We start from the raw sequence: 22,596 nt of genomic DNA, 5'->3' as shown, positions 1-22,596 counted from the left end.
AAATATGTGGGTTGCAAGGCTTGTTGACGCTGCGCATGTCCTGGTCGCCATATCCCGGCAAGGCGGCGGAACTGCCGCCACCGGTTCGGGCAAAGACTCCCTGAGGGTCAGCTCGCGGGGTGGAGATCCTCGCGGAAGCGCCGGTCGCGGACCAGAAAGGCGGACTGCGGCAGCACCACGTGGGCTCCAGCCCGGCCGAGCGCTATCTCTTTGCGGGTGGCACAGATGACCCCCGCCTCTGTTTGCTCGTTCGCGAGGGCGAACAGTGCCGAACGCAGTTCCTCGGCCTCGGGACGGTCCATCAGGAGGTCGTACACCTCCAGGAACCGAAGCTGTCGGTACGCCTCCCCCGCCACCTTCATGGGGCCGTCGATGACGCGCCGGACGTGCTGGAACGCCACGGCCTTGGCGAGATCCGTCAGCTCCTCGTGCCCGACCTCGCCCAGTTCCTCGACGAGTTCACGCCGCAGGCACTCGGTCGCCGGCTCCCGGCCGTCCCCGCGGTGCAGCCAGCGCGCGAACGCAAGGACCCCGCTGCCGGAAAGGAAGCCCCGCAGATCGAGCCGCATCACGGTACGGCCACGCTGTTCGGGTTCGAAGCCCAACTGCTCCAGGGCGGACCGGGCTGTTTCGTGGTATTTCACCACTCCACCCGGCGGACCGAAGGCGCCCGGGCGGGCAGGCGTGGTGAACAGGACGAACCGGTCCTCCTCATGGACCCGCAGCAGCACGGCCACCGACACCCTTGTCCGGCGCCTCGGTGCGAGAAGGACCAGCAGCAGCTTCAGGTGCCGCCGGTTCTGCCAGAGGGTACGGCCTGCATAGGTGAGCAGGGCAAGAATGAGCCCGCCGACGATCTTCTCGACCACTGGGTCTCCCCACCTGGTGTTTGCGCGCCAATGTACCGACGCCGCGCATCGCCCGGTGAGTGAACGCCCGGACTGTGACTCGTCCGTGTCCCGCCGCGTGGGGACGCTCGGGCGCGCATGGTCCACATCGCATCCAAGAAGGATGAACGCCAGAGGGCCGGGCCACTTTCGTGGTCCGGCCCTCTGAGCTGGCGGAGGATACGAGATTCGAACTCGTGAGGGGTTGCCCCCAACACGCTTTCCAATTCTCACGAACGCCGTCCGCCGGGGTTCACACCCGTCCTGACCTGCGCCGGAGCGAACCACTGAGCGGCGGCTGAACCCGGCTGGACGGGGGTGAATGAGACCAAAACTGAGACCAGCTGGCTCCGCTCACCAGGCCCGACAACCCCTGCTTCTTCCCTACCCAGAGCCGACTTCCTCTCGGTTCCAGAGCGGTTCAGGGCAGCAGCTCAGTGGCTGCGCGGGGCGTACATGATGATGCCGACGCCGGCCAGGCAGATCAGGGCGCCGATGACGTCGGCGCGGTCGGGCCGGTAGCCGTCCACGGCCATGCCCCAGGCCAGGGAGCCTGCGACGAACACGCCGCCGTACGCGGCGAGGATGCGCCCAAAGTTCGCATCGTCCTGCAGCGTGGCGACGAACCCATAGATCCCGAGGGCGATGACGCCAGCGCCGATCCAGGCCCAGCCTTTGTGTTCGCGCACGCCCTGCCACACCAGCCAGGCCCCGCCGATCTCGAAGACGGCGGCAGCGACGAACAGGGCGATGGAGCGCAGGACGGTCATGATCGGCGACCCTATCTGCGGGCGACGGGGTTGATCTGCAGCGGGTCCTCGGACTTCTGGCATCCGCACCCTCCGGTGCCGCACGAAGAGTTGCCGCAGCCGCGCGTGGCCCGGCGACGGCCCGCCCACCAGGTTCCGGCGGCGAGGACGGCCAGGGCGGCGGCGAGCGCGGGCAGCCAGCCGACCACCACCCCGGCCCCGGCGCCGACGACACCGGCGGCGATCAGGGCGGGCAGCGCGCAGCACGCCACGCACGCCAGCGCCGCCAAGGCGCCCAAGGTCTTGGGGGTGCGGGCGGTGGGCTGGTCAGCAGCAGGGGCCGGCATGGCGGCTCTTTTCGGCGAGATCGGTGAAGGGGATGGGGCAGCACGAGCTGGTGGCGCACAGGGTGAGGTCGTCGCAGCCGGCGTCGACGGCGGCGAGCAGGGCTTCGCGGATGGTGGTCAGGTCGGCGATCTTGGCGTCGACCTCGGCGAGCTTGGCCCGGGCGCGTTCCTGCAGACCGGGAACGGGGCGACCGTGGCGGTGGCGGCCGGTCTCCAGCAGCTCGGCGACCTCTTCCAGGGTGAAGCCGAGGCGCTGGGCAGCCTTGATGACCCGTAGGACGGTGACGGCCTGGTCGTCGTAGAGGCGGTGGCCGCCCGGGCTGCGGTCGGGTTCCGGGAGCAGACCGCGCCGCTCGTAGTAGCGCAGGGTCTGGACGTTCACGCCGGCTGCCTCGGCGACCTGCCCGGTGCGCAGGCCCTCGTTCACCGCAGTCCCCCGACCGCGCCCGCCCGGCGCTCCAGCGCGTCCAGGACCGCGGCGTGCACCGCGTCGACGGTGATGTCCAGCGTCACCGCGTCATGGTCGGCCGTGACGGTGAAGGTGAAGAACGAGCAGCAGCCGCCCTCCCGCTCGGCCAGGTCGCGCACCCGCTCCTCGGCGCCGTCACCGCCGCGCAGGTCCAAGCGCACCCGCAGCGGCTCGGGCCGCGACACCCGCTCCAGCCGGTCAGCGAACAGCGCGTCCCACTCCGCGACCCGCAGTGGCCGCTCTTTGGTGGGCAGCGTGCACGAGGCTGGTACCCAGTCCAGACCGCTCATCCCGATCGCTCCCGTCGTCCGGTCCCCGGCTGGGGACGTCTTCGACGGTAAACCTGTACCCAGGTACCGGGTGCAACTACGGCAGGGCAGTTGCATCGGCTGCCATGTTGTTGGCGAACCGCCGCCCTCTCGCAGGAGGGCGTAGGGGACCAGCTGGCATCACTGACCATGAGCGCTCAGCGCGAGCTGTGCTGGCGCTCACCGCTTGTAGGACCACGCTTGGCCGGTCTGCCGGTACTGCTCGACAGGGATGGGCTCGACGCCGGCAGCCATGCGTGCGGTGTAGAGCAGGCCGTCGAGGTGATCGATCTCGTGGTGGATCAGGCGGGCGAGGCCGCGTTCGTAGGCGGTGGTGGTCACCTGGCCGTCCAGGGTGGTGGTCTCCACAGTGATCTGCAATGGCCGGGGGACCGAGCCGCGAACGTCGAAGAACGACAGGCAGCCCTCGAACTGCTCGTCCGCCTCGTCGGAGCGGTCGGTGATCCGCGGGTTCAGTAGGACGATTGCCGGAGCGTCCGGGGAAGCGGGCTGGACGATGGCAGCGGCGCGGCCAATGCCGATCTGCGGTGCCGCGATGCCCATGCCCTTGGCGAAGGGGTGGACCTGGCCGATGCGCTCCATGGCGGTGAACAGCTTCTCGATGACCTGCTCGGCGGCCTGACGCTCGGTGGGCAGGTCAAAGGGGCGAGCGCGCTCGGCGAGGATGGGGGCGCCCTCCTGGACGACTCCGAGGTCACGCATCTGCTCGCTGGGCCGCACCTGGATCACCTGAACTCCCCTTGGGTCGTGTCGCGTTCGGGTCGGGCCCGGAACCGCCATTCGAGACGGTACCGGGCGTGGAGGTCCGGCGTGGACGTGCTCCAGGAGAAGACGCGCATGCCGCCCTCCTCGCGCCGGATCGGGGCGGTCCGAAGCGGTGCCGCTTCGGCGGTCATGGACGTCTCCATGCCCCACACGGCGGGGTCGAGGGCAGCGGGGAAGACGAGTTCGACTTCGAGGTGCTCGGTGGGCAGGCGGACCGCGCGCTGGAACCAGCGGCCCCACTTCTCCTCGCCGACCGAGTAGGCGTACTCGATCCAGACCTCCTCGCCGGGGTAGAGCGGGAAGCGGCCTTGCTCGTTCTCGAACAGCAGCCACACCTCCTTGAATGCGTCGCGGTCGTGCTTGGTCTGCCAGTTCATCGCCTCCCCGCGGCAGGTCGCGGTCAGCGCGAGTTCGTCCCAGGTCAGCGGGTGTTCGCGGTAGTGGGCGTTGGAGCGCTCGGGCTCACCGGGGTAGCGGTCGACGCTGATGCGGATCAGGTAGCGGGTGATCGGTTCGCTGCCGGTGTTCCGCAACAGCCGGCGCATCGTCAGCCGGTACTGGGAGCCGTCGAAGTCCAGGCGCGCGCCGTCGTGCGCCACGATGATCGCTGAGCCCGTCGCGTACGGCTGCTCGGGGCGGCGCGGGGCCGGCGGAGCCGCAGCCGGGGCTGCTCGGTTCTTGGCGGCCTCGTAGTCCAGCCAGCGCTTCCAGACGGCCTTGCCCGCGTTGAGGGTCTCCTCCGAGCGACGCGCGAAGTCCTCGGTCGGCTTGTGCCGACCGGATTCCACGTGGCTCACGTACGACGGGTCAAAGCCCATCTTGAGGGCGAGTCCCCGCTTGGACAGGCCGCGCACCTCGCGCCAGTACGAGACCTCCGCTGCGAACGCCTCGGCGGCTTGCTCAACGGTCGGGCTGTCGTCGCGCTCGTCCATCAAGGCCCCCGCCCTGGCTGCTGGATGAGATGAATGAACCGTGAGTGATCTCGATTCATCATTCTGTCACGCTCCTGGTCGCCGGTTTCCTTCTTTTGCCAGCCCGGGTCGACACCCGGGCCGAGAGAGGGAGAGCCCAAGCGATGCGCCTGCTGTACCTGCTCAACGTCTCCAACTCCAGCCAGCTGACTGCCGACTCCGGCTACACCTTCGCCGACATGCTCACCCCGGCCCTGGCCGATGCCGGGGTCGAGGTCACAGTGGCCGCTCCCGTCCCGGCCGGCGACGACCGCGTGCAGTTCGTGCGGACCACGTCGCCCTCGACCAAGTACCGGGCCCGCTTCAACCCGGGCGTCGGCAGCCTGGTGCGGCTGTTCCGCCGCCAGCAGCCCGAAGTGGTCGTGGCCAACCAGATCGAGGCCGCCCCCGCGATCCGCGCCGCGCTCCTGGAAGCCGGAGTGGACGCGCGGATCGCTGGCTACTGCCACTACCTGCCGTTCTCCTTCACTGACACCGGCCAGCTGGAGCTGGACCCCGCGATGGACGACGGCGGGTTGGGCCGCAGCGTGCTGCTGGCCTTCGCCGCCGGTCTCGCGGCCTGCGACCGCGTCCTGGTCCACTCCGGCACCGCCGCCTCGTGGACCGCCGCTGCCGCCGCCCGCACCGGCGTCGAGCTCACCGACAAGTTGCACGTGGTCCCCGCCCCCAGGGACGTGCGCCTGGTCCGCGACCCTGCCGAGATCACCCCGCCGGAGGGACGGGCGGTCGGCATCTACAACCACCGCCTGTACGCCCACTACGGCACCGCCCGCTTCACCCAGCTCGCCCGCCACCTCGTCACCGAGGCCCCGGTGCGGCTGACCGTGATGGACCTGTTCGGCACCCGCAGCGCCGAGCGGATCCGCCTGGATCCCAGCCCCGAGCGGAACCTGGAGGAGCTGGCGGCCGTGGATGGCGTCGCCATCGCCTCCGACCGCGGCGACCGGGTCCGCTACCGCAACCTGCTGGCCGGCGCCCACTTCGGCATCGCGCCGTTCCGGCCCGGCTGCCCCTGGTCCATGTCGGTCATCGACTGCCAGGCGATGGGCCTGCCGGTGATCGGCCCTCGCACCGGCTGGCTGGCCGAGCACCTCGACCCCGAGCTGCTCTTCGACACCGACGACCAGGCCGCCCGGATCGCCGAACGCCTCGCCACCGACCCCGAGTTCTACCTCGTGCACGCCAAGCGCGCCTACGCCTCCACCACCGACCTCACGCCCGCTGCGGTGGCCGCACGCTACCTGGAGGCGATCAAGTGACCGGCTTCGACGCGGTCCTGCTCTCCTACGACGAGCCGCTGGCCGACTCCCTGCACACCCGCCTGGCCCGCGTGCTGGGCGGAACCGTCAAGCGCCTGCACGGGGTGCGCGGGATGCGCCGCGCTTACCGGCTCACGGCCGAACTCGTCGACACCGACCAGTTCTTCCTCGCCGACGGCGACTTCGCCATCGACCCCGCCTTCCCCACGGCCAAGGTGGAGCCGCTGGAGGACGGGGTGTCGATGCGGGTCTGGCAGGCCGTCAACCCGGTCAACGGCCTCACCTACGGCTACGGCGGACTCAAGCTCATCCGCACCAGCGCACTGCGCGAGATGGGCCATGCCGTCGACGTGCTGGCCGCGCTGCCTGGCCGGGTCGAGTTCAGCCAGCACACCGCCGGGACCACGCTGTTCAATCAGACCCCGTTCCACGCGTGGAAGGCGGGCTTCCGGGAGTGCGCGATGCTCGCGCGCGGCAGCGAGTACGGCATGACCGACGCCTCCGCGCAGGAACGCATCGACGCCTGGACAGCCAGCAAGGACGGCGACTTCGCCGACTACGCGGCAGCCGGGGCCCGCGACGGCCTGGAGTTCGCCCGCACCGCGGCCCGCGACCCCAAGCGCTTCGAGGCGCTCAACGACCCGCCTTGGCTGCACCGGCACTTCATCACGCTGCACGGCGAGCAGGCGGTCGCCGGATGAGCACCCGCTATGGGCCGCTGGTCCTGATCGAGCCGCACGCGCACCTCGGCGGCGGGCACCACCAGCGCACACTGACGGCGCTCGCCGCCGCCCGCCCGGGTGCCGTGATCATCACCCCGCAGGGGATCGCAGACGGACCCGGTCCGCTGCTGCGGTCCGGCGCCTGCATCGCCGCCGGACCGGTGGGTCCGGCGGCGAAGGCCCTGCTGGCCGCAGCCCGCACGGCGGAACGCGTTTCAACCGCTGGCAAGCGGGTCTTCCGCTCACGGCGCTGGCCGCTGCCGCTCCGCCGGCTGCCGCACCAGGTCACCCTGATCGCCCGCTGCCTGACCGAAGCCGGATGCCTGCGTACCGCCCGCCGCCTCGCCCCTCAGCCGGCGGCCGTGGTCATCCTCAGCGCGAGCGAAGCCCTGCACGGCATGGCCGCCCTGCTCGGCGGCACCCGGCACCTGCGGTTCATCCACGAACTGGTCACCACCGAAGACTCGCCGGTCCGGCTGCTGGGTCGGCTCGCCCGGCGGAGCGAGAAGCACGTGGTCGCCCTCTATCCGACCACCGCCGTCCGTGACTGGCTCTCCCCGGCCTTTCCGCGCCTCTCGGGCCGGGTGCGGGCGTTCGCGGTCGACGACGGCCGGCCCCTCACGGCCGCCGAGCGCGAGGGTGCCCGCGCCGCCTTCACCATCCCCGCCTCGGCGACGGCGGTCTGCCTGGTCGGCGGCTGGTGGCCCTACAAGGACCTCACCACCGTCGACTCCGCCTTGGACCGCCTTACTGAGCCGCTGCACGTCCTGGTCTGCGGCACCCCGCTGGACGACACCGTCCTCGAGCGCTGGCACCGCCTTCCCCGTGTCCGGGTCCATACCGTGCCCGGCCCGGTCAGCGAAGACGTCCTTCGGCTCGTCTACGCCGCCGCTGATGCCGCCCTGGTCGCACGGCGTCCCGGCACCGGTAAGGAGTCCGGGTTGGTCATGGACGCCGCCCGGCTCGGCGTCCCGCTGATCGTCTCCGACCATGACCCGGACCTGACCGAGCAGCTGGCCGGGCAGCCGTGGACTCGGCTCTTCCAGGCCGGCGACCCGGACGCCCTGGCCAAGACCCTGGACCAGCTGGCGGACAGGCCGCCCGCCCGGCCAGGACTGCAGGCCCCCGCAGTGCTGGACATGCTCCCGGCCTCCGAGCAGGCCGCCTACCTCATCGACACCTACACCGACCTGGCCAAGGAGTACCGATGACGCCCGCCCCGCCCTCGCTGGTCGCCGTGATCGGCCCGGTCGAACCGGCCCTGCTGACCGCTTGGACCGCCCACTACCGCGCGCTCGGCGTCGAGCGCTTCCACCTCGCCTTCCACTTCCCCGACCACGTCCACGACGCGTGGCGCCGCCAGCTGCTGGACACCGCACGGGCGCTCGACCTGCCCTGCGGCCAGGTCACTACCGGTCCGTGGCACGAGCACACCAACACCGACCTGCGCGACGCCCTGCGGGAACAGGCCGGCCCCGGCTGGCACCTCCTCGCCGACTCCGACGAGTTCCACACCTACCCGGCCCCGCTCGGCGCGGTCACCGGGGAGGCCGAGGAGAACGGCCGGGCGGTGGTGGGCGGGCTGATGCTCGACCGGGTCACCGCTGACGGCCGCCTCGCCCTCTGGCGCCCCGAGACCGGCCTCGACCGCGCCTTCCCCCTCGGCGGCCACCTCACCCACCGCCTCCTTCAGGGCGACCCCCGCAAGATCGTCCTCGCGCTCTCCGACGTCACCGTCGCCTCCGGCAACCACCGCGCTCCCGGACGCAAGCCCGACCCGCACACGCTCGCGTGCGTCCACCACTTCAAGTGGCGCGCCGGTGTCCTGGACGACCTGCGGCGCCGGGTCGACCGCTTCTCCTCCGGCGCCTGGGCCGAGGACAGCCCCGCCGTCCGCAGCGAGGCGTCCCGCCTGCTCCAGCACGTCGACCGCCACAACGGCCGCATCGACGTCTCCGACCCGCGACTGGCCTTCCGCCAAGTCACCCTCGACGGCTTGCCCAACGGCTGGGCCGCCGAAGCCGCCAAGATCACCACCGCCTGGCGCCCGCCGACGCTTCAGAGCCGGCCCGGCTCCACGATCTCCTCGCCCTCGCCCTGAGGCGCCTCGAACCGCTCGAAGAAGTCGTCCAGAGCCTCAGGGGTCACGATCAGCGCGTTCGCGTCCCCTCGCTGGTTGCGCTCGGCCAGCCTGCGCAGCAGCTCGTCCCGATCGACGGGGAAGTACAGCAGCCGCCACCGACCGCCGGCCGACTCCACCAGCTCCTTCATCGCGTCGCGGTCCTTGCGCGGCCACAGCCCGTGGTCCCACACCACGTCCCGGCCCTCGGAGACCAGCTCGACCAGCCGGGAGTGCAACTCGGCGACGACCGGGGCCTCCTTCTCGAAGTAGGTGTTCTCCGGGTAGTCGACGCCGTACCGGCCGTGTCGCTCGTGGACGACCTCGTCCACCGACAGCCGCACCGCACCCTGCGGCTCCAGCTCCCGCTGGGCATAGGTCGTCTTCCCCGAACCGGTGAGCCCCACCAGCAGGAACACCACCGGACCACTCTCGCCCACCGACAACTCCCCTCACCGCCACCAGCGTTCACCGGCAAGTCTGCCACCACGGCCGGCTCCGGGAACCGCGTTCCGTACCCTCCGCCACCTGAAGGAGTACCCGCGTGCCCGCCTCCGCCCTCGCCCGCCTGCTGCGGGCCTACGTCCGCCACGCACCCGGAACCGTCGGCAAGGCCCAGCTCGTCGGCCGTTTCCTCGACGACCACCTGCGAACCCGTCCCCTCCACACCGCTGCCCGGTTGCGCTCGGGCGACCTGGTCACCGTCACCACCAGCGACGTCATCCAGCGCTACCAGTACCTCTTCGGCGAGTGGGAGCCGAACCTGAGCGCCTTCCTGCGCGACCGCCTGCGGCCCGGGGACGCCTTCGTCGACGTCGGGGCCCACCGTGGCGCGTTCAGCCTCCTGGCCTCCCATGCAGTCGGACCGACCGGCCGAGTCGTCGCCATCGAGCCCACCCCGCAGTTCCATGACGACCTCACCAGCGCGGCCATCGCCAACCACCGGGTCAACATCCGCACCGTCCGCGCCGCCGCCTCCGACCTCACCGGCACGCTGACCCTCTACCTGGAGGACCCGGCCAACCTCGGTCACACCACCGCCATCCGGCCCCGCCACGTCCACACCACCTTCCACGTGCCGGCCGCACCGCTCACCGAACTCCTCGGCCAGGTCGAACTCGACACCGCCCGAGTCATCAAGATCGACGTCGAGGGCGCCGAGGCGGCGGCGGTCAGGGGACTGCTGCCCGCGCTGCCGCACCTGCGCGAGGACGTCGAGCTGGTCGTGGAAGTCACCCCCAAGCTCCTGGCCAAGCAGGGCGAGAGCGCCGCCGGCATCATCGACGCCCTGCACGAGCACGGCTTCCACCCGTACACGCTCACCAACGACTACGACCCGGCCACCTACCCCCAAGCCATGCTCCGACCGAAGTCGCCCGTCCGGTGCACCGAGACCCCGGAGCACATGACCGACCTGGTCTTCTCGCGCACCGACGCCGACCGGCTCACGCTCGGGCGCTGAGCACCCAAGCCGCCCTAGCTGCGGAGCCAGTCTCAGCCACCGCCCGGACCACCGGAATCCTCCGGCACTTCAACAAGGAGTGGGCACCGTGACCACCACCAGCGTGATGAACAGCCGCAACGCGGTCAGCGTGATCGTCCACGACCAGGACACGGACACGATCGCCGCCGTGCTCTACGCCGCCCGCAACTGGTCCCCCCAGCCAGCCTGGACCGTCCCCGGTGGCAAGGTCGAGCCCGGTGAAGCCCTGGACGAGGCCGCCGCCCGCGAGCTCAAGGAGGAGACTGGCCTGCTCGTCGACCCGGCCGATCTCGTACTCGTCCACGTCATCCACGTCGAGCAGGGCTTTGACCAGGCCGGGCAGTTCGTCCTCTTCGTCTTCGCCACCGACAGGTGGACCGGCGAACTGACCAACACCGAGCCGGACAAACACCTGGCTGCCCAGTGGGTCGCTGGGGACCACCTCCCTGAGCCCGCGTTCCCGACAGCCACGCAGGCCCTGGCCACGTACCGGGATGGGGGTCCCTCCTTCTCCCGCTACGGATGGTCGGCCACCACGGCGTGATAGGCGGGCGGGGCGCAAGGGCGGTTGCCAGTACCGGAACCTCTGCCTGACCGACGCTCTACGGGCGGCCACCCAGCGGGTGGCCGCCCGTAGAGCTGTTGGTCTAGTCCCAGGTGGTGCCGGCGAGCAGGCCGTCGAAGGCGAGTGCCCGCATGGCGGTGTTGTAGTCGCCCCATTCGTGTTCGGGGGCGGTGAAGTGCAGGTCGAAGTAGGCGCGGGTGAGGTCGGGCTCGTGCCATTCGGCCGCGCAGCGGCAGCGGACGAAGACGTGGTGGCGGACGTTGAGGAGGAGCCAGTCCCGGCGGGCGCGGCAGTTGGGGCAGGTGATGGGGATGCCGCGGGCGTCGAGTTCGCCGGGGTGGGGGAAGGCGCGGATGACGGCTCTGTGGTGGCCGTCGTGGTCGGTGCTGGGGTTGGTCAAGTGGTGCCCTTCGGTGTCGGGTGGCGGTTGGCAAGCACACAAGACGCACGGCGGCCGGGACGGTTCCCGGCCGCCGGGGAAGACATCGAACCGACATCTGTGCGCGTGGGCGTTGTTGTGGCTTGGGTGGGTGGGGCTCGGGGCACGTGCTCCCTTCGGCGGTCAGCGTCGGCGGGTGGGGTCGTTGGTGGGCTTGGTGCCGGTCGGCACCGTGGGTGTGGTGAGCGTGGGCTTCGTGGTGGTGCTGGTGGTGCGCGCACGGGCGGCCTCGGCGCGCTGGTCGATGCGGTCGGCGGTGGCGTTGCGCAGGCGCCAGAGGAGGACTTCGGCGGGTCGGTCGGCGGTGCTCAGTTCCCGTTGCTGGGCGGCCTCGGCGAGGGCACGGTAGGGAGGCTGGCCAGCGGACTCGGCCTGTGCGAGGACGGTGGCCAGGGCGGGCCAGGAGGGATCCGCGAGGATGCGCTGGGCGTGGTCAGGGATGGCGGTCTGGACTTGGGCGGCAAAGCGGTCGGTGGTCTTGGGGGTGGGGGTGCGGCGGGCGAGGTCGGCGATGACGGGCTCGGCGGTCTGCCGGTAGGCGGTTCGCAGGTGGACGAGGGACTGCTGGGCGGCGTGGGCTTGCTGCTGGTGGCCTCGGGTCTGGTGCCAGCGGGCAATGGCGATCACGACGAAGACGGCGGTGGACAGCAGGGCGGCGGCGGTGGCGCCGTCCTCGCCGGAGCCGGCGGTGTACAGGAGTTGCTTGGCGGCGGTGCGGAGGGCGGCGGCCTGCTGGTGTTCGGCACGGACCTTGGATCGGGTGGCGCGGTTGAACGCGTTTGCGGCGGCTCGTAGTTCGGCGCGGGTGTGGGCGGGTGCGGTGAGGGCGGCGGTGTGGAGGAGTTCGCCGAAAGCGGCGGCCTGGGCCTGGACGACGGTGTCGAACGCGTCGACGTCGGGCACGTCGGGGTGGTGTTGGTCCTGGTAGGCGAAGCGGGCGGTCTCCCGCAGGGTGGTCTCGGCCTGTCGCCAGCGGTCCGGTTCGACCATGCCCCGTGCGGGCGTGGTGGGCTGCTGGGCGGCGAGGCGTTCGCGCAGGCGGTTGATGGACAGGTCGGGGGAGAGCTTGGAGCCGCCGAAGTAGACGGGTTCGCCTTGGGCGTTGACGTCGCCAGGTCGGGCGAGGCTATAGCCGATGACGTCGCCGCTCTCGGGTCCGATGCGGTAGCGGACCTGGATGCCGAGGGCGGTGAGGGTGGAGAAGTACTCCTGCTCGTCGCGGACGGCGGCGGCGACGGCTTGGGCCTGTTCCTGCAGCCACTCCTTGGCGGTCTGCTGGTGGCCGGTGCGCTGGGCCTTGGCCTGCTCGGCGCTGGTGGGCATCGGGGCGGCGGTGTGGTCGCCGGAGTTGAGCTGGCGCAGGCCGAGTTCTTTCTCGATCTTGCGGCACTCGGCCTGGGCACGTTGGCCGTCGCGCTTGTTGCGGGGACGGCGGCCGTCCTCGCGGACGCTGGTGGCCATGATGTGGATGTGGTCGTCGGCGTGGCGTACGGCGATCCACCGGCAGCCCTTGTCGTCGCCATCGGGGGCGATGCCAGTGGCGTGGACGATGCGGCGGGCGACCTCGGCCCACTCGGCGTCGGTGAGGTAGCGGTCGCCCGGGGCGGTGCGCACAGGGCAGTGCCACACGTGCTGCGGGATCGTCGCGCCCAGGCGCCTCTCGCGGGCGCGGACGGGCTGGTCAAGGTAGTCAGCCAGTTGGTCAAGGAGCTGATGGTGCTGGTCGAGGGGGGCTCGGCCGGGGTCGGGCAGTCCGGGCATGGCGAACGCGGCGACGATGTGCGGGTCGGTGTGCTCGTCGCGCCGGCCGGGGCCGAAGAGGTAGGAGAGCAGACCGCGGGTGCGCGAGCCGGTGGAGACGTCAGGCACCACGGCGGCCTCCCGGCAGGACGCGCTGGTAAGCGTGACGGGCCTGGGTCGCGCATGCGTGCAGCTCGGTCAGGACTTCCATGGCGCGCTCGGGGATCGGGCCGCTGTAGACCTCGACCATGAGCTGGTTGAGGTTGTTGCCGGCCCGGTCGATTGCCCGCTGGTGGGTGCCGATCGCTTGGGTGAGGAGGGCGATGGCCTCGTAGTCGGGCACGGGGACGAACGCATCGAGGCGGCCGGTTCGCATGTACGCCTGGGCGACGCTCATGGCGGAATCCGCGAGGAACGCGGATCGAGAGCGCTTTAGCTTCGTGGCGACGAAGTCGAGCAGTTCCTTCTCGGCCGGCTCGACCGAGCAGGTGATCTGGTCGTCGCGCTTGATTCCGGAACGCGGCCGGTACATGCGTTCGGCAAGCGGAGCGGTGTTGTCGTCCACCGGAAGCGCGGGGCGGTCGAGCACCGGAACGCGCTCGTGGATGAACTCGGCAGGGGTCACGGTCGGCGCTTCACGCACGACGCGGTCGTCGGCGTCGGCACGCTCGGCGTCGATGTCGTCGTGCGGCTCGGTGTCGTACAGGGGAAGTTCGTCCTGGTCGTGGCCGCCCTCGGTCATGACCTCCTGGTCCGGCGCGCCCTCGCGCCGGACCTGCCCCGCCACCCCTGGGGCGGGGTCAAGCGCAAAGTCCGCGGCGCCAACGGCGTTGTGGACTTTGCCCCAGCTTGCTCCGTCGTCGTCGTCGTGACCGTGGCCGGTCCAGGGCAGGGCCTGCTTGACGCGGGCGAATATGCCACCACGTCCGGGCTTGTCGCTACCGGTTCCGCAGGGCTGGGCTTCCTGCTCGGGCATGGCGGTAGCAGGGGCGAGGTGGTGCTGCTGGTCGGGCACGGGGATCTTCCGGTTCTTCTGTGAGGGCAGGTGGTTGTCGGCTGGTGGGGCGTTCGCCGGATGCGGGGTGATGGTCCGGCGGAAGAGGGGTTTGGCGGTGCCGGAGTTCCGGTGTAGACGTCGCCGGTTCAGGACTTCCGGGGTCTCCGGATGGACGCTGGGGGAGTTCCGGTGAGCGTCGGTCAGCTTCGGTGAGGGGCCGCTCGCCCGGTCCGGAAGCGGTCCGGTGCTCGGGCGAGCGGCGGGGGCCTCAGGCCGCCGAGGCGCTGGCTTGCGCGTCGGCATGCTGGCTGGCCTGTTCGTCCTTGAAGCGCTGGGTCAGCTTGCCGAGGCGGTCACTGGCGATGGGTATGCCGGCTTCGCGCAGGACTGTCCTGATCACGGCCTGGGTGGGGCCATGCTCCTGGACGGCGGGCCGGACGATCTCGGCCAGCTCGTCCATCGAGGCGGCGGGCTTGCGGCCGGTGCGCTTGGTGCCCACCACCGGTTTCCGGCTGTCGGGCCGGACGTCGTCGTCGGGCTCACGCACCGGTTCGTCGGCGGGCAGGTCGTCCTGCTCGGCGTCCGTCACCGGTGCGGACTCGGTTGCCGGTGCAGGCTTGGGGTTTTCGCGGAGCGGGAGTTCGCCCTCGGCGCGCTTCGGGTCGGTGGTGTTGTGGGCGAGGAGGGTGCCGCCGAAGAAGGCGAGGGCGGGCCATCCGGCGACGAGGATCCGTAGCCAGGCGGGGACGTGGGCGAGGTCGAGGAGTCCGGCGGTGGCGACGTTCGCGCCGAGGGAGGCGGTCAGGGCGATGGCGAACCAGGTCCAGGCGGTGCCGGCGGGGCGGCCGGTGGTTCGCAGGGTTCGCATGCGGTGCCAGGCGGCGACGAGCAGCAGGTCGACCGAGACGGGGTAGGCCCAGGCTTTCCAGCCGTGTTGTCCGGCGGCTTCGGCGATGTCGTGGAGGTGGGCGAAGGACAGGGCGCCTGCGATGGCGGCCTGTACGAGGACGGCGTCCGGGCGGGGCAGACGCGGTGGGGTGGTGGAGGTCATGCGGAAGGTGGTCCTCGCGGGTCGGGCGGTGGTGGTTTGTGGGATTGCCGTCTTTGCCGTCTTGCCGTCTTGGGGCTGCGGGACGGGCTCTGGCTGGGGCGGGTTCGGCTGCCCGGGTGGTGCCGTGGACGCGGCGGAGTTCGGGTTCAGGCCGGTGCGGTATCCGTCTTGGGGCTCGTATCCGTCCCGGAGGCATAGCCTGTGACCTGCGGTTTTACGGCAGGGACGGCTGGGACGGCACAAGACGGATGTGTTTCCCGTCCCGCCACCGGGCCCGCCGCTCGCGTCCCAGGCAGGGGCGGCGGCGGGCGCTGGCGGGAGTGGACGGCTGCCGTCTTGGCATGGGGCCTGATCCGTCTTGGTGCGGATGCCGTTGCCGTCTCGGGGTGCCGTTCCGTCTTGGCGGCAGGTGCGGTGACCTGCGGTGTTACGGCTGGGACGGCAGGGACGGCATTTCGGGGAGGGTGGTCAGCCTCTGCTGCCCGCTGCGGTGGCGGTCACGGGGTGGACCGCGGGGCAGTAGCGCCGCCAGGCGTCGAGGAACTTGTTGCGCAGGTAGCCCTTGCGCTGGGTTCCGTCGGGCATGCGGACGTTGCCGGAGGCGATGCCGAACTCGCGGAGCATCGCGCCGAGGCCGCGCGGGGTCAGCCCGCCTCGGCTGGTCTCGGCCCAGGGGGCCTCGGCGTCGCCGTTGAGGTTGAACAGCAGTTGGTCGGTGGCGATGCTGTCCGGCTCACCGGCGGCGTGGAAGATCCGCCGGATGTCCGCGAGGATCCGCGCGCCGCCGGGGTTGTCCTCCTCGGTCTGGACCTCGGCGTCGACCATGCGCCTGCACGCCTGGCGGGCCAGGCGGGGCCAGGGGCCTCCGGCGAGGTCGGCGATGATCACCAGGGGTTCCCAGGTGTCGGCGGCGCGGTCCTCGACCGGCATGCTCGGCTCCAGGTGGAGGGCCTGGTCGGAGAGGGGTGCGGTCCAGCGGGCGATCTTGTCGCGGATCGCGTGCAGGGCGGGGCGGTCTCGCGCGGTGCGGTACGGCGCGACGCGCTCGCCCTCGGCTCGGCGGCGCATGCGGATCACGATCGAGCGGTCCATGATCGTGTCGGGGAGGTCGCCGATGCCGGCGATGGCCGCCATGGCGAAGGTGGGGAACTTGCGCGGGGTGTGGTCGTTGCCGACCACCCGCAGCACGTAGCGGTCGCGCTGGTGCCCGGCGTTGAGCAGGCCGCGCATCTCCTCGTTCTTCTCCGCCGCCTTCGGGCTGCCGAAGATCGTGTCCGCCTCGTCCACGAGCAGGGTGGGAGGCTCCTCGCTGATCGTGCGGAAGATGGCGGCCGGAGAAGAGTTCACCGTCAGCATCGCCTGGTGGACCGTCTCGGCGAGCACGTCGAGCAGGCGCGACTTGCCGCAGCGCTTGGCCGGGCCGACCACGGCCAGGCGCGGGGCGTGCTGCCACGAGCACTGCAGGTGGGTTGCGGCGACCCACAGCGTGGCGGCGTCCAGGGCCTGGTCGGAGGGAAGGATCACGAACTTCGCGATCTGGGCCCTCAGCTGCGCGAGCAGGTCGGCGCCCTCGGTCGCCTCGGTGTCGGGCATCAGGTCGGTCCCGTCCGGGACGGTGGGCTCGGCAGGCGCCGCCTCGGCCTCGCGTCCACAGGCTGTGGACACGACGGGCTGCTGGGCGGGCAGGTAGGTGCCGGGCTCGCCGGCCTTGGCCACGGGCGGCCATGCGACAGCGGGCTTGTCCGCTGGGAGGGGTGTGGCGTGGGGCTGGGAGGCAGTAACCTCGGTCATGGAGATCCTCACTCGGCGGCTCCGGGGGGCAACCCGGTCCGCCGTAGGTCGACTGTCCTGGGATGGGCGGTGGCGAGGTTTTCGATCAGCCCCCGGTGTTCGTAGCGCCGGGGGCTTCGCGTTTTCCTGGGGGCATTCGGGCTGGCGCCCGACCCGGCTTAACCTCCTCTCGGTTGGTCATTTCATGCTGGCATGGTCGAACGTAGCGAGGCATCGACCTCCCGTCAAGCTATTCACGCATGGCAATCTCAACCTCTCTCGGTATTTCTGCTGGCCGGACTGATTCGTGAAGGTGTCGTGAAGGTCCAGCCAACCGCTTGGCGGTTGGGTTTTTCATTCTGCTACAGTCGCTCCTGTCATCGCGTCGCGCCTACTCGCAATCGGAAGGAGGTTGGTATGGTCAACCCCATGGTGCATCGGTACAAGGCCCTGGAGGGCGAGGCCCTCGTGGCCCACAACCTGAAGGTCCTGCGCAAGGCCGCCCGCCTCTCCCAGGAGGACGTGGCTGAACGCATGACCCGGCTCGGCTTCAAGTTCCACCAGACCCAGGTCGCCAAGATCGAGAGCGGAACCCGCCCGGTCCGCTTCGACGAGGTGATCGGCCTGGCCAAGGCACTCAGCGTCCCGCCGGCGAACTTCATGACCGAAGCCGTGGCTGGCCCGGACGAACCGGACTACGAGCTGCAGGAAGCAGGCTTCGCCGTCGAGAAGGCCGAGCAGGAGTGGAGAACCGCCCACGACCTCGAACAGGCCGCCAAGGCTCGGTACGACGAGGCCCTGCGCACGTACGAGGAGATCGCCGAACGGCTCGAAGCCCAAGGCGTCGACCTCGGCCCCTCCGGCGCCGAGCCCACGTGGTACCCGGCCCCCAACTCCCAGTGGGACCCGCTCCGCAACGACCCCTCGGCCGACCGGTAAGCGAGCCCGCTCAGCTCGCCGCCTGGGGCATCCTCGCCGCGACCCGGCCGGAAACCTAAAAAGGCCAGACCGGCGCACGCGCCCAAGATCTTTTTTCGTTTCCGGCCGGGGCCGCCGTAGTGTGCCCGTCCCGCCCACCACCCCGCTGCCTGACCCTCGACGCTACGAACGCTGAGGGCCGCCAGCTCGGGGATCGACGGCCTCGCGGAGCATCATCGCCGCGACCCGGCTCGCAACCTAAAACGCCCGACCCGGCCCATGCGGCCAAGATCGTTTTAGGTTCCGAGCCGAGACCGCCGTAGTGTGCCCGCCCCGCCCACCACCTACCCCGCTGCCCGACCCCCGGCGCTACGAACGTCGAGGGCCGCCCGGCAGTCCATCAACCCACCGCCCATCCCAACAGTCGCCACGGCGGCGCGTTGCCCCGCGCCGCTGGGAGGAACACCTATGCCTGAAACGCCCCTGTCCCTCGCGCGCCTTGCCGGCGCAATCGGCCTCACGGAGCACCAGCTCCTTGCTCTCGTGGCCAGCTGCGGCACGGAGGTGCCGGACCCGACGCTCGTCGCCCTCACCGTGGAGGAAGCCGCCCGTCGTCTCGGCGTCGGCCGGACGACCATGTACGCCCTGGTCGCCTCCGGCGAAGTCCCGTCCGTCACGATCGGCCGTCTCCGCCGAGTGCCCGCCGAGGCGCTCAAGGAGTACGTGGCCGCCCGTGCGCAGGCCACCGCTTCGACCGTCGCGCTCGCGGCCTGAGGGGGGAACCGATGGCGAACACCCGCAAGCCCAACGGCGACTCCTCGATCTACGAGGGCAGCGACGGCCGCTGGCACGGCCGCGTCACGGTCGGGGTCAAGGACGACGGCACCCCCGACCGCCGTCACGTCAGCGCCAAGACCCGCCCCGAGGTCACGGCCAAGGTCCGCAAGCTGGAGAAGCTGCGCGACAACGGCACCGTGCCCAAGGCCGGCCAGAAGTGGACGGTCGGCAAGTGGCTGACCCACTGGATCACCGAGATCGTCCCCGGCACCGTCAGCGAGAACACGTACGCCGGATACGAGGTCGCTGTCCGCGTGCACCTCGTCCCCGGCCTCGGCGCGCACCGCCTGGAGAAGCTGGAGCCCGAGCACCTGGAGCGCTTCTACCGGAAGATGCAGGCCGCCGGCAGCGCCGCCGGTACCGCCCACCAGGCCCACCGCACTATCCGTGTCGCCCTCGGTGAGGCCCTGCGGCGCGACCACCTCACCCGCAACGTGGCCACGATCGCCAAGGCCCCGAAGCTCGAAGAGGAGGAGGTCGAGCCGTTCGAGATCGAGGAGGTCCAGGCACTCATGGACACGGCGCGCAAGCGCCGCAACTCCGCCCGCTGGATCTTCGCGCTGGCCCTCGGCCTCCGTCAGGGCGAGGTGCTCGGGCTCCAGTGGAAGGACGTCGACTTCGCCCGAGGCGTCGCCTGGGTCAAGCGCGGCCGGTTGCGGCCCAAGTACCGGCACGGCTGCGGCGACCGCTGCGGGCGCAAGCCCGGCTTCTGTCCGCAGAAGGAGCCGATCCGCCGCGAGACCAAGGACACCAAGTCCCGGGCCGGGCGACGCGCGGTGCCGCTGCCCGAGCAGCTCGTCGTGATCCTCCGGCAGCACAAGGAGGAGCAGGACCGCGAGCGGGCCCTCGCGCGCGACCTCTGGACGGACAAGGGCTACGTCTTCACCTCGGAGACCGGCGAGCCGCTCAACCCCAGCACCGACTACCACCACTGGAAGCGGCTCCTGCGCGAGGCCGGCATCCGTGATGGCCGCCTTCACGACGCCCGCCACACCGCCTCGACCGTCCTCCTCCTGCTCGGCGTGCCGGAACGGATCGTGATGGCGATCATGGGCTGGTCCTCGACCTCGATGGCCCAGCGCTACCAGCACGTCACCGAGCCGATGCTGAACGACGTCGGCAAGAAGATCGGAGCGGCTCTGTGGGGCGACGTCGGATCTGGCCCGGAGGAGCCTAACGAAGATGCGGCCTGAGCGCGTGTTGGCTCAGAGCGCCTGATGCCCGAGGGCCCGGTTGCCATGCGGTCGGGCCCTCGGCACGAGTGAACGGCGGTGTCCTCGTCAGTCGACGCTGGGGCTGCGACGCTCAACGAGGGTGACGTCCCGCCAGGTGCCGTGGTGGCGGCCGATGCGTTCGCGGGTTCCGATGACGCGGAACCCAGCGCGGGTGTGGAGGGCGAGGCTGGCGGTGTTCTCGGGGAAGATGCCGGACTGGATGGTCCAGATCCCGGCGGCCTCGGTGGAGGCGATCAAGGTGTCCAGGAGCGCGGCACCGACTCCTCGCCCGCGCGCGTCGGGGTGGACGTAGACGGAGTGCTCGACGACGCCTGCGTACGCGCAGCGGTCGGAGACCGGCACGGCGGCGGCCCAGCCCAGGACCCGGCCGTCGTCGGAGAGGGCGACCAGGCGGTGGTCCGGGAGCTTGGCGGCGTCGAAGGCGGCCCAGTCAGGGGCGGTGGTCTCGAAGGTGGCGTTGCCCTCGTCGATGCCGAGCTGATAGATCGCCAGGACCTGCTCGGCGTGCTCCGGCAGCATCCGGGCTACCTGAACGCCGGCGCCCAGGTCGGCCGTCATGCCGCCGCCTCGATGCCGAGTTCGGCCATCAGGCTGCGGATGCGCTGCTCGATCTCGTCGCGGATGGGGCGGACGGCGTCGACGCCTTGGCCGGCCGGGTCAGCCAGCTTCCAGTCCAGGTACTGCTTGCCGGGGAAGTAGGGGCAGGCGTCGCCGCAGCCCATGGTGATCACCACGTCGGAGGTCTGCACGGCCTCGACGGTCAGCACCTTCGGGGTCTCGGCGGAGATGTCGATGCCGGCCTCGCGCATCGCCTCGACCACTGCGGGGTTGACGGTGTCGGCGGGCGCGGAGCCGGCGGAGCGGACCTCGACCCGGTCGCCGCCGAGGTGGGTGAGGAAGGCGGCGGCCATCTGGGAGCGGCCGGCGTTGTGGACACAGACGAACAGCACGGACGGGGTGGCGGGGGTGCTCACGGCAGGAGGCTTCCTTGATCGAGAAGGGCGGTGCGGGGAGTTCGGTCAGTGGCCGGAGGTGGTGAGGTGGTGCTCGCCGTGTGGGACGACGACGTCCTCGCCGGACGGTGTCGGGCGGCCGAACAGCAGGGCCACCAGCGCGACGCCGGCCACGAGGCCGACGAGCTGGGCAGCGATGAAGGGCAGCACCGAGCCGGGGGCGATGCCGGCGAAGGTGTCGGTGAAGGTCCGGCCGATGGTCACCGCCGGGTTGGCGAAGCTGGTGGAGGAGGTGAACCAGTACGCCGCGCCGATGTAGGAGGCGACCGCGACCGGCGCGAAGTGCGCCCGGCCGGTGCGGGCCAGGCCGAAGATCAGCAGGATCAGTCCGGCGGTCGCCACGACCTCGCCCAGCCACAGGTGCGGCGCCGAGCGGTCGTGACCGGACCAGTGGACGAGTGGCTCGGCGAACATCGCGTCGGCCAGGACCGCGCCGCAGATCGCCCCGGCGATCTGCGCGGGCACGTAGGTGGCGACCTCGCGCAGGCTCGGGCCCTCGCCGCCGTGGCGGCCGGTCCACCAGGCGGCGAGCGTGACGGCCGGGTTGAAGTGGGCACCGGAGACCGGGCCGAGCAGGGCGATCAGCACACCCAGGCCGAAGACGGTCGCCAGGGAGTTGGCGAGCAACTGCACGCCGACGTCCTGGGAGAGCTTCGTGGCCTGGATGCCAGAACCGACGACGACGGCGACCAGCGCGCCGGTGCCGACAAACTCGACGGCCGTCCGGCGGCTCAGGGGAGCGATCTCGGTCATCTGGCACCGCCCGTCGTGGCCGGCGCCTCCAGCAGCGAGGACAGGCGGGCCAGGGCGGCGGGCAGCACCCAGTAGTAGACCCAGGTACCGCGCCGCTCAGAGCCGACGAGGCCGGCCTCGCGCAGCACCTTCAGGTGGTGGGAGATGGTCGGCTGGGACACGTCGAACGGGCCGGTCAGGTCGCAGACGCACGCCTCGCCGCCGTCATGCGAGGCGATCAGCGAGAGCAACCGCAGCCGCACCGGGTCCGACAGGGCCTTGAACATCTTCGCCAGGTCGACGGCGGCTTCCTCGCCCAACGGCTCGCGGACCATCGGCGAGCAGCACGCCACCGCCTCGTCCTGGCCAAGCACCGACAGTTCCAGATTCGACATGTGTCTATGTTGACAGTCATCTATGAGGGTGGCAACCTCGGCTGTATCGACAGTCGTCGATGCAAGAGATCCGGATCGGGGAGGACCGCCATGTCCCGTGTTCAGCTCGCCCTGCGTGTCGCCGACCTCGAAGGCTCCATCGCCTTCTACTCCAAGCTCTTCGGCGCTGAGCCCGCCAAGCGCCGCCCCGGCTACGCGAACTTCGCCATCACGGAGCCCCCGCTCAAGCTCGTCCTGATCGAGGGCGAGGCCGGCGAGGACACCCGCCTGGACCACCTCGGCGTCGAGGTGGCGACCACCGAGCAGGTCGCCGCCGCCACCACCCGGCTCAAGGACGCCGGCCTGGCCACCTTCGAGGAGAACGACACCTCCTGCTGCTACGCGCTCCAGGACAAGGTCTGGGTGCACGGCCCGGGCAAGGAGCCCTGGGAGGTGTACGTCGTCAAGGCCGACGCCGACACCCTCGACAAGGCGGCCAGTGCTCCGGACGCCTGCTGCGGCACCACCGCCTGCTGTACCCCCGACGAGCAGGCTCTGGACTCCGCCCAGAGCCTGGCCGAGGCGAAGGCCGCTGCGGGATGCTCCTGCGGGAGCTGATCCCGCCCCGGTCGCAGGCGGCAGCCTGACACCCGCCGCCGCGGCCCAAAAATCGGAACTGAGACCAAAACTGAGACCACGAGACGAAAAAGGCCCCGACCGGGAACCCGGTCGGGGCCTTCAACTGCCTTGCTAGGCAAAGGCGGAGGATACGAGATTCGAACTCGTGAGGGGTTGCCCCCAACACGCTTTCCAAGCGTGCGCCCT

At 71.0% G+C, this 22,596-nt stretch carries 27 protein-coding genes; 10 read left to right on the top strand and 17 right to left on the bottom strand.

Annotation, left to right across the window (positions count from 1 at the left end):
• Positions 1-107: 107 nt before the first annotated feature.
• The 7 genes from AB0O00_RS03765 to AB0O00_RS03735 form a co-directional block, all read right to left on the bottom strand.
• The gene (locus AB0O00_RS03765; protein WP_363648470.1) at positions 108-869 is read right to left on the bottom strand and encodes a hypothetical protein; all 762 of its coding nucleotides are present in this window, start codon (positions 867-869) and stop codon (positions 108-110) included.
• A 452-nt stretch (positions 870-1,321) separates the two neighbouring features.
• On the bottom strand, positions 1,322-1,657 hold the full coding sequence (locus tag AB0O00_RS03760; RefSeq protein WP_363648469.1) for a YnfA family protein: 336 nt from the start codon (positions 1,655-1,657) through the stop codon (positions 1,322-1,324).
• An 11-nt stretch (positions 1,658-1,668) separates the two neighbouring features.
• Positions 1,669-1,983 carry a mercury transporter gene (locus AB0O00_RS03755; protein ID WP_363648468.1) on the bottom strand — a complete coding sequence of 105 codons (315 nt, stop codon included), beginning with the start codon at positions 1,981-1,983 and terminating at the stop codon, positions 1,669-1,671.
• Entirely contained in the window at positions 1,964-2,410 is a 447-nt protein-coding gene (locus AB0O00_RS03750) for a MerR family transcriptional regulator (RefSeq protein ID WP_363648467.1), read from the bottom strand. Before AB0O00_RS03750 ends, AB0O00_RS03755 begins: the two co-directional genes overlap by 20 nt.
• The gene (locus AB0O00_RS03745; RefSeq protein ID WP_363648466.1) at positions 2,407-2,742 is read right to left on the bottom strand and encodes a hypothetical protein; all 336 of its coding nucleotides are present in this window, start codon (positions 2,740-2,742) and stop codon (positions 2,407-2,409) included. Before AB0O00_RS03745 ends, AB0O00_RS03750 begins: the two co-directional genes overlap by 4 nt.
• 198 nt (positions 2,743-2,940) lie before the next feature.
• On the bottom strand, positions 2,941-3,510 hold the full coding sequence (locus AB0O00_RS03740; protein WP_363648465.1) for a peptide deformylase: 570 nt from the start codon (positions 3,508-3,510) through the stop codon (positions 2,941-2,943).
• Positions 3,507-4,478 carry a helix-turn-helix transcriptional regulator gene (locus AB0O00_RS03735; RefSeq protein ID WP_363648464.1) on the bottom strand — a complete coding sequence of 324 codons (972 nt, stop codon included), beginning with the start codon at positions 4,476-4,478 and terminating at the stop codon, positions 3,507-3,509. Before AB0O00_RS03735 ends, AB0O00_RS03740 begins: the two co-directional genes overlap by 4 nt.
• A 143-nt stretch (positions 4,479-4,621) precedes the next feature.
• Between AB0O00_RS03735 and AB0O00_RS03730 the strand changes: the two genes are divergently transcribed.
• From AB0O00_RS03730 to AB0O00_RS03715, 4 genes are read left to right on the top strand one after another with little or no spacing between them, the layout of a single operon-like run.
• Complete coding sequence (locus tag AB0O00_RS03730; protein ID WP_363648463.1) at positions 4,622-5,776, top strand: glycosyltransferase; 1,155 nt, start codon at positions 4,622-4,624, stop codon at positions 5,774-5,776.
• A complete protein-coding gene (locus AB0O00_RS03725) occupies positions 5,773-6,477 on the top strand; it encodes a hypothetical protein (RefSeq protein ID WP_363648462.1) in 705 nt (234 codons plus the stop codon). The genes AB0O00_RS03730 and AB0O00_RS03725 overlap by 4 nt, the downstream gene beginning before the upstream one ends.
• Positions 6,474-7,709, top strand: a complete 1,236-nt coding sequence (locus tag AB0O00_RS03720; protein WP_363648461.1) for a glycosyltransferase — start codon at positions 6,474-6,476, stop codon at positions 7,707-7,709. Before AB0O00_RS03725 ends, AB0O00_RS03720 begins: the two co-directional genes overlap by 4 nt.
• The gene (locus AB0O00_RS03715) at positions 7,706-8,599 is read left to right on the top strand and encodes a glycosyltransferase family 2 protein (protein WP_363648460.1); all 894 of its coding nucleotides are present in this window, start codon (positions 7,706-7,708) and stop codon (positions 8,597-8,599) included. Before AB0O00_RS03720 ends, AB0O00_RS03715 begins: the two co-directional genes overlap by 4 nt.
• Here AB0O00_RS03715 and AB0O00_RS03710 read toward each other — a convergent pair.
• The gene (locus tag AB0O00_RS03710; RefSeq protein WP_363648459.1) at positions 8,557-9,057 is read right to left on the bottom strand and encodes an ATP-binding protein; all 501 of its coding nucleotides are present in this window, start codon (positions 9,055-9,057) and stop codon (positions 8,557-8,559) included. The two genes, AB0O00_RS03715 and AB0O00_RS03710, sit on opposite strands and share 43 nt — an antisense overlap.
• Before the next feature lie 104 nt (positions 9,058-9,161).
• Between AB0O00_RS03710 and AB0O00_RS03705 the strand changes: the two genes are divergently transcribed.
• Together AB0O00_RS03705 and AB0O00_RS03700 are read left to right on the top strand one after the other, a co-directional pair.
• Positions 9,162-10,079, top strand: a complete 918-nt coding sequence (locus AB0O00_RS03705; RefSeq protein ID WP_363648458.1) for an FkbM family methyltransferase — start codon at positions 9,162-9,164, stop codon at positions 10,077-10,079.
• 88 nt (positions 10,080-10,167) lie between these two features.
• Positions 10,168-10,644 (top strand): NUDIX domain-containing protein, encoded by a 477-nt coding sequence (locus tag AB0O00_RS03700; protein WP_363648457.1) that lies wholly within the window; start codon positions 10,168-10,170, stop codon positions 10,642-10,644.
• Positions 10,645-10,747: 103 nt separating this feature from the next.
• On the opposite strand, the gene AB0O00_RS03695 is transcribed toward AB0O00_RS03700, so the two are convergent.
• From AB0O00_RS03695 to AB0O00_RS03675, 5 genes are all read right to left on the bottom strand, one after another.
• Positions 10,748-11,065, bottom strand: coding sequence for a hypothetical protein (locus tag AB0O00_RS03695; protein WP_363648456.1), 318 nt, complete (start codon positions 11,063-11,065; stop codon positions 10,748-10,750).
• Positions 11,066-11,227: 162 nt separating this feature from the next.
• A complete protein-coding gene (locus AB0O00_RS03690) occupies positions 11,228-12,976 on the bottom strand; it encodes a relaxase/mobilization nuclease domain-containing protein (protein ID WP_363648455.1) in 1,749 nt (582 codons plus the stop codon).
• Positions 12,966-13,859, bottom strand: coding sequence for a hypothetical protein (locus AB0O00_RS03685; protein ID WP_363648454.1), 894 nt, complete (start codon positions 13,857-13,859; stop codon positions 12,966-12,968). Before AB0O00_RS03685 ends, AB0O00_RS03690 begins: the two co-directional genes overlap by 11 nt.
• Before the next feature lie 250 nt (positions 13,860-14,109).
• Positions 14,110-14,892 (bottom strand): DUF2637 domain-containing protein, encoded by a 783-nt coding sequence (locus tag AB0O00_RS03680; RefSeq protein ID WP_363648453.1) that lies wholly within the window; start codon positions 14,890-14,892, stop codon positions 14,110-14,112.
• A gap of 468 nt (positions 14,893-15,360) precedes the next feature.
• Entirely contained in the window at positions 15,361-16,683 is a 1,323-nt protein-coding gene (locus AB0O00_RS03675) for a DUF3631 domain-containing protein (RefSeq protein WP_363648452.1), read from the bottom strand.
• 396 nt (positions 16,684-17,079) lie between these two features.
• Between AB0O00_RS03675 and AB0O00_RS03670 the strand changes: the two genes are divergently transcribed.
• The 3 genes from AB0O00_RS03670 to AB0O00_RS03660 all read left to right on the top strand — a co-directional run bounded on the left by AB0O00_RS03670 (position 17,080) and on the right by AB0O00_RS03660 (position 19,610).
• Positions 17,080-17,601 carry a helix-turn-helix transcriptional regulator gene (locus AB0O00_RS03670; RefSeq protein ID WP_363648451.1) on the top strand — a complete coding sequence of 174 codons (522 nt, stop codon included), beginning with the start codon at positions 17,080-17,082 and terminating at the stop codon, positions 17,599-17,601.
• Between the two features lie 447 nt (positions 17,602-18,048).
• Positions 18,049-18,354 carry a helix-turn-helix domain-containing protein gene (locus tag AB0O00_RS03665; protein ID WP_363648450.1) on the top strand — a complete coding sequence of 102 codons (306 nt, stop codon included), beginning with the start codon at positions 18,049-18,051 and terminating at the stop codon, positions 18,352-18,354.
• An 11-nt stretch (positions 18,355-18,365) separates the two neighbouring features.
• Positions 18,366-19,610 (top strand): site-specific integrase, encoded by a 1,245-nt coding sequence (locus tag AB0O00_RS03660; protein WP_363648449.1) that lies wholly within the window; start codon positions 18,366-18,368, stop codon positions 19,608-19,610.
• An 87-nt stretch (positions 19,611-19,697) separates the two neighbouring features.
• Here the strand turns inward: AB0O00_RS03660 and AB0O00_RS03655 are convergent, their stop codons facing one another.
• Genes AB0O00_RS03655 through AB0O00_RS03640 form a run of 4 tightly spaced genes read right to left on the bottom strand, consistent with a single transcriptional unit; the run spans position 19,698 to position 21,792 of the window.
• Positions 19,698-20,210 carry an N-acetyltransferase family protein gene (locus AB0O00_RS03655; protein WP_363648448.1) on the bottom strand — a complete coding sequence of 171 codons (513 nt, stop codon included), beginning with the start codon at positions 20,208-20,210 and terminating at the stop codon, positions 19,698-19,700.
• A complete protein-coding gene (locus AB0O00_RS03650; RefSeq protein WP_363648447.1) occupies positions 20,207-20,626 on the bottom strand; it encodes an arsenate reductase ArsC in 420 nt (139 codons plus the stop codon). Before AB0O00_RS03650 ends, AB0O00_RS03655 begins: the two co-directional genes overlap by 4 nt.
• A gap of 45 nt (positions 20,627-20,671) precedes the next feature.
• Entirely contained in the window at positions 20,672-21,418 is a 747-nt protein-coding gene (locus tag AB0O00_RS03645) for an MIP/aquaporin family protein (RefSeq protein ID WP_363648446.1), read from the bottom strand.
• Complete coding sequence (locus AB0O00_RS03640; protein WP_363648445.1) at positions 21,415-21,792, bottom strand: metalloregulator ArsR/SmtB family transcription factor; 378 nt, start codon at positions 21,790-21,792, stop codon at positions 21,415-21,417. The genes AB0O00_RS03645 and AB0O00_RS03640 overlap by 4 nt, the downstream gene beginning before the upstream one ends.
• A 90-nt stretch (positions 21,793-21,882) precedes the next feature.
• Here AB0O00_RS03640 and AB0O00_RS03635 point away from each other — a divergent pair, with 90 nt between their 5' ends.
• Positions 21,883-22,389 (top strand): ArsI/CadI family heavy metal resistance metalloenzyme, encoded by a 507-nt coding sequence (locus tag AB0O00_RS03635; RefSeq protein WP_363648444.1) that lies wholly within the window; start codon positions 21,883-21,885, stop codon positions 22,387-22,389.
• Positions 22,390-22,596 lie beyond the last annotated feature (207 nt).

Origin of the sequence: Kitasatospora sp. NPDC093558, assembly GCF_040683475.1 — a bacterium.
Taxonomy (GTDB): domain Bacteria; phylum Actinomycetota; class Actinomycetes; order Streptomycetales; family Streptomycetaceae; genus Kitasatospora.
The sequence above is the reverse complement of the archived record's forward strand: the minus strand, read 5'-3'. Positions and strand labels throughout refer to the sequence as shown.